We start from the raw sequence: 6,870 nt of genomic DNA on the forward strand, positions 1-6,870 counted from the left end.
CGCGCTACGTCTCGCCACCGACGGCGGCGGCGCCGTCACTTCGACCGGCGGCAGATTCTGGACGTTGGTCTCCTCGTCTGGCGCGGCCCCCGCGGGGCTCGCGAACACCATCCCGGAGACCAGACCGGTCGAGACCGAGGCCATCAACAAACAACGCTTGAACGAAGGAACCTTGCCCATCCCCGCCTTCCCATCCGTGACCACCGGCTGTTTTGATTTTCGCCGATTGGTCGAGACGAGTGTATTCGGCCGCAATGGGTGCGCCAGTCACAAAAGGTCGGGCAATATCCGATCCCGTTTTCCCGATCAAATCGGGAATTTTTCCCGATCGCGCCGAGCGCGATCAGGCAGCCGCCGTCGGAACCAGCGCTTCCACTGTCAAGCCGCCGGCATCGGAGACGACGTTGAGCGTGCCACCCAGCGCCAGAATCCGCTCACGCATGCCGACCAGGCCGAAGCCGAGCTTCTGGCCCGGCTCCATGCCGCGGCCGTTGTCGCTGACCCGCACCCGGGCGCAGCCTCGGCCGTCGTGCGCCATCTGCTCCACCGGCTCGATGACGACATTGACCGAGGTCGCCCCGGCGTGGCGGAACACGTTGGTGAGCGCCTCCTGCACGATGCGGTAGATGGTCAGATCCGCGGTCTCCCCGGTGACCCCAAGCGACGGCGAGATCACGGTCTCGATCGCGACATCGGGATGCGACTCCCGCCACAGCCGCAACAGCGATTCGAGCGCCTGGCGCAGGCCGAGCTCGGCAAGGCCGACGGGGCGGAGGCGCTCCAGCACGCGGCGATTGAACTGCTGCAGCGCGTTGATCTGCTCCAGCATGGCACTGCCATGTTTTCGCACGGCCTCGGCACTCGGGACGCGTCCATCCGCTTGCTTGGCCAGCACGCCGGCATGCGCGCGCAGCGAGAACAGATACGGCCCGAACTCGTCGTGGAGCTCGCGCGCGATCTCCTTGCGCTCGATGTCCTGGAGCGACACCGCTCGCTCGGCGAGGCGCCGCTTGTCCTCGACCGCCTCGCCCAGCGTTGCCGCAAGGTGGTTGAGCTTGGCGCAGATCGCGGCGAGCTCGGGCGCGCCGCCCGGCGCGACGCGGGCCTGATAGCGCCCAGCTTCGAGCTCGGCCATCACATCCGCAAGGGACTGCAGCGGCGCAAGGGCCCGGCCGACCACATTCATCATCACCAGAAACAGCGCCAGCGCGATCGCCGAGCCGACCTCGAGCTGGGTCACGATGCCGTCCCAGATCTCGGCGATCTCGTCATCGGGATGCGAGGTGATCAGGAGCGACCCGGGCCTGCCCTGGATTGAAACAGGCACACTCACCGCGGTCTGCTCGGGATGAACCAGGCTGACGAACCAGGCCGGCGGCCCGCGCGTGTCGGCGTCAGTGTCAAGCCGGGGAGGCGTCTGCGGATTGCCGCCGGCATCCCGGAGCGTGATGCTGACATGGCGCAGACGGCTGAGGTCGCGCGCGATCTGGTTCAGCCTGGCATCCGGATCGGGCGCCTCGTTGAGATCGGCCACGATCATCTCGATGAACTCGCGCGCCAGCCGGATCACGCTCTGGTCTTCGGCCTGCACGCGGGGACCCGCCTCCGCGACCTGGCGCCCGATATTGACGGCGAGCCCCAGGGCCAGCAGCAGCGCCAGCAACAGGTTGATGCGCCCGCGCAAGGATAGGTTTTGCCACATTGGTATCGCTCGTGCCCCGCGAAGGTTTGGCCCGCGCCTGCCCGATGACGTTGACAGGGGCGAAGCGGCGGATATCTAATCGAAAGCGTACAGCAATCCCGGCCGGGTTGCATGATCCGACATGAGACGCATGCGGCTCCTTGTTGGGTATCATGCGGCACGACAACAGGCCGGAGCTGTCACGGGGAACGCCTATGCGCATTCTGATCGTCGACGATCATCCCATTGTCGCTTCCGGCTGTCGCGCCGTGCTGGCCGACGAGGGCGAGATCGAGATTTTGGAGGCCGCCGACGCCGAAGACGGCGAGTGCGTCTTCATTGTCGAACGCCCCGACCTCTGCATCATCGACATCAACTTGCCGACCGTTTCCGGATTCGAGCTCGCACGCCGCATCCTCGAGCGCGCGCCCGAGGCCCGCATCATCATGTTCAGCATGAACGACGACCCGGCCTTTGCCGCGCGGGCGATCGAATGCGGCGCCAAGGGCTACGTCTCCAAGACCGGCGATCCCGACGACCTCGTCGAGGCGATCCGCGCCGTCGGCGGCGGCGGCACTTACCTGCCGAGTGCGATCGCGCGCAGCATCGCCTTTGCGGGACCTGCGCTGGCGCAAAGCCCGCTATCCAAGCTGAACGCGCGCGAGATGGAGATCCTGCGGCTGCTCAGCGCCGGAAAGAGCCTGTCGGAGATCGCCTGGCTGGTGCAGTCGTCCTACAAGACGGTGGCCAACACCTCGTCCATCATGCGCCAGAAGCTCGGGGTGAAGACCTCGGTCGAGCTGGTGCGGCTGGCGATCGACAGCGGTGTCGCCTGACGCGGCAGCTGCCACAAATTCGGTCACACAAGCGTTGCAATATTGATGTGGTGCGATGCCACGGAGTGAAGGCATGACGATTCAGACTGTCTCGACGAACAAATCCTACGGCGGCGTGCAGGGTGTTTATCGCCATGCGAGCCAGGCGACTGGAACCGACATGGTGTTCTCGGTCTATGTTCCCCCGCATGCCGACGGCGCCAAGCTGCCCGTGGTCTGGTACCTCTCCGGGCTCACCTGCACGCATGCCAACGTCACCGAGAAGGGCGAATTCCGCAAAGCCTGCGCCGAGCTCGGCCTGATCTTCGTCGCGCCCGACACCTCACCGCGCGGGCCCGACGTTCCCGGCGATGCCAACAACGCCTATGATTTTGGCCTCGGCGCCGGCTTCTATGTCGATGCGACGCAGGAGCCGTTCGCGCGCAATTATCGGATGTGGAGCTATGTGACCGACGAGCTGCCGAAGCTGGTCGCGGGAAATTTTCCCGTCGATGCCAAGCGTCAATCGGTGATGGGCCATTCCATGGGCGGTCACGGCGCGCTCACGGTGGCGCTGCGCAACCCGCACCGCTATCGCGCCGCGAGCGCATTCGCGCCGATCGTGGCGCCCTCGCTCGTGCCCTGGGGCACCAAGGCGCTGACCGGCTATCTCGGACCGAACAAGGACGCCTGGCGCGGCCACGACACGGTGGCGCTGATCGAGGATGGCGCGAAGTTTTCCGGCTTCCTGGTCGACGTCGGCGAGGCCGACAATTTCCTGAAGGAGCAGCTCAAGCCTGAGCTGCTCGAAGCCGCCTGCACCAAGGCGAGCATCCCGCTGACGCTGCGACGGCAGGCGGGCTACGATCACAGCTATTATTTCATCTCGACCTTCATGGGCGACCATCTGCACTGGCATGCGGAGAGATTGAAGGGGTAAACTTTCTTACCCTCGCTCTCCAGGGAGGGTAAGAGCTACCCCTACTCCCGCTTCCCGTAATTCGGCGCCAGCAAGCGATTGCGGATCAGATAGCTCATCGTGCGCGTCCAGGCTTCGTCCGTGTTGCCGCGCATGTCGGCGCTGGCCGCCGCGATCATGTTGCCGGTCTTCACGTCGCGCAGATAGATGTTGAGGTTGATGATCAGGTTCGAGACCTTCTGCACCATGCCGGTGATCTCGAGGTCAGCTCCTAACTCCCCGGCGAGCTTGAGATCGCAGCCGCCGCAGGCCTGTAAGTTGGCGTGACGGGCCGCGTCCCTGACCGGCGCGATGTCGAGCACCTGGAACCTGCCGGAATCCGTCAATTCCTTGCGGAGCTGCTCGCTGATGCGCACGAGCCGCGCCTCTTCGGGCCTGGAGCCGTAGAACTCGCCGGGCAGGCTGGTGTCGATCAGCTCGAAATCGAACACTGCGAGTTTCGGCGGGTCGGCGCGCGCGACCGACCCCGTCAACAGCAAAGCCGCGAAACATATCAGCGCTCGCATGATCGTGATTCCAGTCCTCGTGCGCGCGAGGACGAAATGCGGGGTTGCATGCCCTGACAAATTGGTCATGCTTTAGCAGAGACAATTCTCTACCGGCGGTCAAGCGGGGGAGAGCGCCTGGAGGAAACATGATCCGATGGTTGGCCGGTCTGATCGGCTTTGGTCTCGCTGCGACGAGCGCGCTCGCGGCGGAGCCTGCCCTGATCGGCGTCGGCTATCTCGGCGTCGCCGGTACCAGATCGACGCTGTCGCTGGTTGAGCAGCCCGCGGAGAATGACGGCATCGCCGGCGCGCGTCTCGCGATCGAGGACAACAACACCACCGGGAAATTTCTGGGTCAGCGCTTTGCGCTGGAAGAGCGCCGCATCAGGGAAGGCGAGGATCCGGTGCAGGCCGCGACCGCGCTCGCGGAGAAGAACGGCTTCATCATCGCTGACCTGCCCGCCGATGCGCTGCTGAAAGTCTCGGACGCCTTGCGCGAGCGCGGCACGCTGCTGTTCAACGCGGGGGCGATCGACGAGCGGCTGCGAGAGGCCGATTGCCGCGCCAATGTCATCCACACCGCGCCGACGCGCGCGATGCTGGCCGATGCGCTCGGGCAATATCTGGTGTGGAAGAAGTGGTCGCGCTGGCTGCTGGTGGTCGGCTCGCATGACGAGGACAAGCTGTTCGCCGATGCACTGAGGCGCACCGCCACGCGGTTCGGCGCCAAGATCGTGCAGGAGAAGACTTTCGAGGACAAAGGCGGCGCGCGACGCACCGACAGCGGCGTCACGCTGATCCAGCGCCAGATGCCGGTGTTCACCCAAGGCGCGCCCACTTACGACGTGCTGGTCGCCGCCGACGAGAGCGAAGTGTTCGGCGCCTACCTGCCCTACCGCACCTGGGATCCGCGCCCCGTCGCGGGCTCGGCCGGCCTCGTGCCGCGCAGCTGGGACGCCGCGCAGGACCAGTGGGGCGCGATCCAGATGCAGAACCGCTTCATGAAGCTGAATTCGCGCCGCATGACCGCGCTCGACATGCAGGCCTGGACCGCCGCCCGAATGATCGGCGAAGCCACCTCGCGCACCAATTCCGGCGACGTCAAGAAGGTGACGGACTTCATCAAGGGCCCGGACTTCTCGGTCGCCGCCTTCAAGGGCACGCGATTGACCTTACGCGACTGGAATTGGCAGCTGCGCCAGCCGATCCTCTTGGTCGACGGCCGCATGGTGGTGTCGGTGTCGCCGCAGGAGGGATTTCTGCACCAGGTCTCCGAGCTCGACACGCTCGGCTATGACCGCCCGGAGAGCAAATGCAAGCTGAAGTGAGCATTGTGAGATGAGTTCAAGCTGTCACGGCGACGACGCTGCGCCCCCTCTCCCGCTTGCGGGGGAGGGTTGGGGAGAGGGTGTCTCCGCTCGCGAGAACCCCCAAGAGGAGAAAACCCTCACCCGTATCGCATCTTTCGATGCGATACGCCCCCCCCCACAAGCGGGGGAGGTGAAGACCGCCCGCGGACAGAGATCGCACATGCTAAGAGCAGCGTTGCTTATGGCTCTGGCGACAACCGCAGCGCCCGCGCATGCGTTCATCGCCTATGTCTCGAACGAGAAGAGCAATACGGTGACGGTGATCGACACCGACAGCTGGACCGTGACCAAGACCATCAAGGTCGGCCAGCGCCCGCGCGGCATCGACTTCACGCGTGACGGCAAGTTCGTGATGGTCGCGGTCGGCGACGACGACACCATTCAGGTGATCGACGCCAAGACGCAGAGCGTGGTGGATAGCCTGCCCTCCGGACCCGATCCGGAATTGTTCGCCCAGGACGCCGCCGGCAAGATACTCTACGTCGCCAACGAGAACGACAACACGGTGACCGTGATCGACCTCGAGAAGCGCACCCGGCTCGGCGACATCCAGGTCGGCGTCGAGCCCGAGGGCATGACCATCAGCCCCGACGGCAAGACGCTGATCAACACGTCGGAAACGACCAACATGGCGCATTTCATCGACACCTCGTCGCGCCAGATCGTCGCCAACGTGCTGGTCGATGCGCGGCCGCGCTTTGCCGAGTTCAAGCACGATTCTTCGGAAGTGTGGGTGTCCTCCGAGATCGGCGGCACCGTCTCGATCATCGACCCCAAAAAGCACGAGGTGATCGGCAAGGTCACGTTCGAGATCCCGGGCCTGCGGAAAGAGGCGATCCAACCGGTCGGCATCGGCATGACCAAGGACGACAAGACCGCCTTCATCGCGCTCGGCCCTGCCAACCGCATCGCCGTGGTCGATGTCGCCTCGCGCAAGGTGACGAAATATCTCCTGGTCGGCCAGCGGGTCTGGCACATGGCGTTCACGCCCGATGAAAAATATCTGCTGACCACCAATGGCGTGTCGAACGACGTTTCCGTCATCGACGTCGCCGCGCAAAAGGTGATCAAGACCATTCAGGTCGGCGAGCTACCCTGGGGCATCACGATCGCGCCATGACCAGCCCTGCTTCGATTCCCGAACCACAGGGGGCGCCGAGGCTAGAAGCGGCCGCGACGCCGGCGCTGTCGATCGACGGTGTCAGCCATGCCTATGGATCGCGCCGGGCGTTGATCGACGTCTCTTTCAACGTGCAGCCGGCGAGCTTTACCGCCCTGCTCGGCCTCAACGGCGCCGGCAAGAGCACGCTGTTCTCGCTGATCACGCGCCTGTTCGGCATCCAGAGCGGCCGCATCGGCATTTTCGGCCACGACATCAGCAAGAGCCCCGGCGAGGCGTTACGGCTGCTCGGTGTCGTGTTCCAGCCGCGCACGCTCGATCTCGACCTGTCGTTGACGCAGAACCTGCTCTACCACGCCGCACTCCACGGCATCAGCCGCCGCGAGGCCGCTGCGCGCAGCGCCGAGCTGCTCGGCC

Annotated in this window: 8 protein-coding genes; 5 read left to right on the forward strand and 3 right to left on the reverse strand. The window is 65.1% G+C overall.

The window, feature by feature from the left end; all coding sequences use genetic code 11:
• On the reverse strand, positions 1–180 hold a 180-nt coding region (locus MOV74_RS27405; protein ID WP_246929693.1), incomplete at its 3' end, for a hypothetical protein.
• Positions 181–343: 163 nt separating this feature from the next.
• Positions 344–1,702, reverse strand: a complete 1,359-nt coding sequence (locus tag MOV74_RS27410) for a histidine kinase (RefSeq protein ID WP_246929695.1) — start codon at positions 1,700–1,702, stop codon at positions 344–346.
• 194 nt (positions 1,703–1,896) lie between these two features.
• Between MOV74_RS27410 and MOV74_RS27415 the strand changes: the two genes are divergently transcribed.
• Together MOV74_RS27415 and fghA are read left to right on the forward strand one after the other, a co-directional pair.
• A complete protein-coding gene (locus MOV74_RS27415) occupies positions 1,897–2,517 on the forward strand; it encodes a response regulator transcription factor (protein ID WP_157326983.1) in 621 nt (206 codons plus the stop codon).
• A 73-nt stretch (positions 2,518–2,590) separates the two neighbouring features.
• Positions 2,591–3,436: an S-formylglutathione hydrolase gene (fghA, locus tag MOV74_RS27420; protein ID WP_246929698.1), complete on the forward strand. Its 846-nt coding sequence runs from the start codon at positions 2,591–2,593 to the stop codon at positions 3,434–3,436.
• Positions 3,437–3,477: 41 nt separating this feature from the next.
• Here fghA and MOV74_RS27425 read toward each other — a convergent pair whose 3' ends face one another.
• Positions 3,478–4,050: a DUF3280 domain-containing protein gene (locus tag MOV74_RS27425; protein ID WP_246929701.1), complete on the reverse strand. Its 573-nt coding sequence runs from the start codon at positions 4,048–4,050 to the stop codon at positions 3,478–3,480.
• Positions 4,051–4,109: 59 nt separating this feature from the next.
• Here MOV74_RS27425 and MOV74_RS27430 point away from each other — a divergent pair, with 59 nt between their 5' ends.
• The 3 genes from MOV74_RS27430 to MOV74_RS27440 form a co-directional block, all read left to right on the forward strand.
• Positions 4,110–5,291, forward strand: coding sequence for an ABC transporter substrate-binding protein (locus MOV74_RS27430; RefSeq protein WP_246929703.1), 1,182 nt, complete (start codon positions 4,110–4,112; stop codon positions 5,289–5,291).
• Between the two features lie 223 nt (positions 5,292–5,514).
• On the forward strand, positions 5,515–6,453 hold the full coding sequence (locus MOV74_RS27435) for a YVTN family beta-propeller repeat protein (RefSeq protein ID WP_309486841.1): 939 nt from the start codon (positions 5,515–5,517) through the stop codon (positions 6,451–6,453).
• Positions 6,450–6,870 (forward strand): ATP-binding cassette domain-containing protein (locus tag MOV74_RS27440; protein WP_246929707.1); only part of this gene is annotated, 421 nt, incomplete at its 3' end. The genes MOV74_RS27435 and MOV74_RS27440, both read left to right, overlap by 4 nt.

This window comes from Bradyrhizobium sp. SHOUNA76 (assembly GCF_023006445.1).
In the GTDB taxonomy this organism is placed as follows: Bacteria; Pseudomonadota; Alphaproteobacteria; order Rhizobiales; family Xanthobacteraceae; genus Bradyrhizobium.

What these genes read in the sequence shown, in the direction of transcription:
- MOV74_RS27430 (WP_246929703.1), top strand. Translation starts at nt 4,110, where the DNA reads ATGATCCGATGGTTGGCCGGTCTGATCGGCTTTGGTCTCGCTGCGACG.
- MOV74_RS27415 (WP_157326983.1), top strand. Translation starts at nt 1,897, where the DNA reads ATGCGCATTCTGATCGTCGACGATCATCCCATTGTCGCTTCCGGCTGT.
- MOV74_RS27425 (WP_246929701.1), bottom strand. Translation starts at nt 4,050, where the DNA reads ATGACCAATTTGTCAGGGCATGCAACCCCGCATTTCGTCCTCGCGCGC.
- MOV74_RS27435 (WP_309486841.1), top strand. Translation starts at nt 5,515, where the DNA reads ATGGCTCTGGCGACAACCGCAGCGCCCGCGCATGCGTTCATCGCCTAT.
- MOV74_RS27410 (WP_246929695.1), bottom strand. Translation starts at nt 1,702, where the DNA reads ATGTGGCAAAACCTATCCTTGCGCGGGCGCATCAACCTGTTGCTGGCG.
- fghA (WP_246929698.1), top strand. Translation starts at nt 2,591, where the DNA reads ATGACGATTCAGACTGTCTCGACGAACAAATCCTACGGCGGCGTGCAG.